The 2,743-nt window shown below is 74.2% G+C and carries 3 protein-coding genes; 2 read left to right on the top strand and 1 reads right to left on the bottom strand.

Annotated elements, in window-relative coordinates; genetic code table 11:
• Positions 1-52: 52 nt before the first annotated feature.
• Positions 53-445, bottom strand: a complete 393-nt coding sequence (locus tag H5J30_RS25915; RefSeq protein ID WP_181789764.1) for a nuclear transport factor 2 family protein — start codon at positions 443-445, stop codon at positions 53-55.
• An 87-nt stretch (positions 446-532) separates the two neighbouring features.
• Here H5J30_RS25915 and H5J30_RS25920 point away from each other — a divergent pair, with 87 nt between their 5' ends.
• Both H5J30_RS25920 and H5J30_RS25925 read left to right on the top strand, forming a co-directional pair.
• Positions 533-1,318 (top strand): helix-turn-helix domain-containing protein, encoded by a 786-nt coding sequence (locus tag H5J30_RS25920; protein WP_181789765.1) that lies wholly within the window; start codon positions 533-535, stop codon positions 1,316-1,318.
• A 174-nt stretch (positions 1,319-1,492) separates the two neighbouring features.
• The coding region (locus tag H5J30_RS25925) for a methyl-accepting chemotaxis protein (RefSeq protein WP_181789766.1) at positions 1,493-2,743 on the top strand (1,251 nt) is incomplete at its 3' end.

Consider the following 2,743-nt stretch of genomic DNA (forward strand, 5'->3'; position numbering starts at 1 on the left):
ACGACGCCGCCGGGGGCACACGGCCCGTACGACACGGCCCGTACGAAGCGCCTCAGCGTCCGTCGGGCTCCGCCCACCACGAGAGATGGGCCGCGGCCTGCGCCGCCGGCTCGATGATCTCCCAGCCCTCGGCGATCAGCCCGCCGTCGACCCGCCAGATGTCGACCACCGTGATCTCCGGCCCGCCCCCGGGGAGCCACCGCCGGGAGTGCATGACGACGTGGTCGCCCTCGGCCAGCAGGTGGTGGATCTCGACCTGCATCCCGGCCAGCGGGGTGAGCGCCGCCTCGACGGCGGCCAGCCACCCCGCCTTGTCCGAGGTGGTCGCGTCGGGCCGGTGGTGGACGAAGCCGTCGCTCAGCAGCGGCGCGAGGCCGTCGGAGCTGCCCGTCTCGATCAGCTCCGCGAGTGCCCGTCCGATGACTGCCTTGTTGTCTGTGCTCATGCGGCGCAGTCTTTCCGCGGTCGCGGCGGCTGTCGATGACATGGCATTTCATGGCGCGCGGCGCCGCGGTGCGTACCCTCGGCGAACGTGCACACCATCGGCGACCTCCTCCGGCAGTGGCGGCACCGCCGGCGGCTCAGCCAGCTCGACCTCGCCATCGCCGCGGACGTCTCGGCCCGCCACGTCAGCCTGATCGAGACGGGCAAGACCAACCCGAGCGCCGACATGGTGCTCCGGCTCGCCGACCGGCTGGCCGTGCCGCTGCGCGAGCGTAACCGGCTGCTCATCGCCGCCGGGTTCGCGCCCCGGTACCCCGAGCGGCCGCTCGACGACGAGGCGCTGGCGGCGGCCGGGGTCGCGGTCGCCCGGGTGCTGCACGCCCACGAGCCGTACCCCGCGGTGGCCTTCGACCGCCGGTGGAACATCGTGCGGACCAACCGCGCGGTGGAGCCGTTTTTCGACGGCGTCGACCCCGCCCTGCTCCGGCCGCCGGTCAACCTCGTACGGCTGGGCCTCGACCCGCGCGGCTTCGCCCCGATGGTGGTCAACCTGGACGACGTACGCGCGGTCTTCCGCACCCGGATCAGCCGCCAGCTCGCCACCGCACCCGACCCCGAACTCACCGCGCTCTACGAAGAGCTGCTGGAGCCGGGCGCCGAGGACCCGACGGGGCGGACGGCCGCGTCCGACGTCGTGATCCCGATGATCCTCCGCGTGGCGGGGCGGGAGCTGCGGCTGTTCTCCACGATCACCACGTTCGGTACGCCGATGGACGTCACGCTCGCCGAGGTCGCGATCGAGTCGTACTACCCGGCGGACGCCAGGACGGCCGCCCACTTCGAGAACCCGGGCACCCGGCCCCGCTTCCCGTGACCGGTTCCGCGGCCCGGATTCCGCAGAGTGACCGGTCAGGTACGGGCCGCTGCGCTAGCATCGGCGCAGGTGCCGCGGGTGACTCCGCGGCTGGTGGGGGGAGTTCCGGGGCCGGGCCGCGACGGGTGCGCGGCGGAAGCAGGCTCCCCTGTCGGTCGGCTGGGGGGTAGCTGCATGCCGTTAGGGGCTCTGGGGGATCGCCACGGCGTCGCCGCACATCTCACGGATCTCGCGGAGGAACCCGGACTCGCGTCCCGGCGTGACGAACTCACCGCCCTGGCCGACGCGTTACGCGGCATCGGCACCAGCGACCTGGAGCCCTGGACGGAGCTGGACCTCATCGCGGCCTACGCCAGGCCCGAGTCGGTCCACGAGGCGCTGCGTCCGCCGCCGCAGCCGCGGTACCTCGCCTGGGTGGAGGCGGCCCTCGGCGCCCTGGTGTTCGTGCCGCTGCTGCTCACGTGGTTCGGCCTGACCCGGGCGTCCAGCGCGTACGACGCGCTGACCGACGCCGATCCCGAGCAGGCCGAACGCCCCTTTCTGCAGCTCTGGCAGACGGGGTTCGAGGGCCACCTCACCGGCTGGTTCACCTTCGGGCACGTGGTCGCCTCCGCCACCGCGGTCATCGCCTGCCTGCTGCTCCTCGCCCTGCTGCACGGCTGGGGCCGCGCCGCCGCCGACCGTGCGGAGGAGGCCGCGCGCAACGACGGCGACCGGCTGCTCGCCCGGCTGCTGCCGGTGCTCACCCGGGCCCAGCTCCTGCTCAACGAGGAGCGGTTCGGCTCACCGGCGCGCTTCGCCGCGGAGCTGGGCAAGTCGGCCACCCACCTCAACAGGCTGACCAGCAAGGCCGTCACCACGCAGGAGCGGCTGGAGAAGGCGTCCGAGCAGGTCGGCGAAGCCGTACGCGGCGCGGAGCGCCGGCTGGCGAGCGTCGACGCCGCCGTGGCGCCGCTGGAGCAGGCGACCGAGGGCGTCGCGAAGGCGGTGCTCGCCAGCGGGGACCAGGTGAACGGCGCGCTCGGCGACGTACGCGCGGTCAACGGCGAGATCCGCGACCGGCTCGACCGGGCGGGCGAGCGGGTCGAGGACGCCGTCACCGTCCTGGCCGCGTCCCAGCGGTCGTTCACGACGAGCACCGAGCTGGCGGCGGACGTCACCGGGCAGAGTCTGGCGCGGCTCGGGGAGGTGGCGGAGCAGGCCGCCCTGGCGGTCGCCGCGTCGCAGGACACGGCCCGCCGGATCGCCGAGCAGACCGACGCGCTGCACGCGATGGCGCAGAGCGTCGGCGAGCTGGCCGCTGCGGTACCCCCCGTGCCCGCACCCGTGCCGACCGTGCCCCTGACCGCGCCGATCTCCGACCTGCACCCCGGCGACGGCGTCCGCGACGATCCACGTGATGATCCACGTGACGACCCACGTGAC

The sequence above is a fragment of the Streptomyces phytophilus genome, from assembly GCF_013870535.1.
In the GTDB taxonomy this organism is placed as follows: domain Bacteria; phylum Actinomycetota; class Actinomycetes; order Streptomycetales; family Streptomycetaceae; genus Streptomyces; species Streptomyces phytophilus.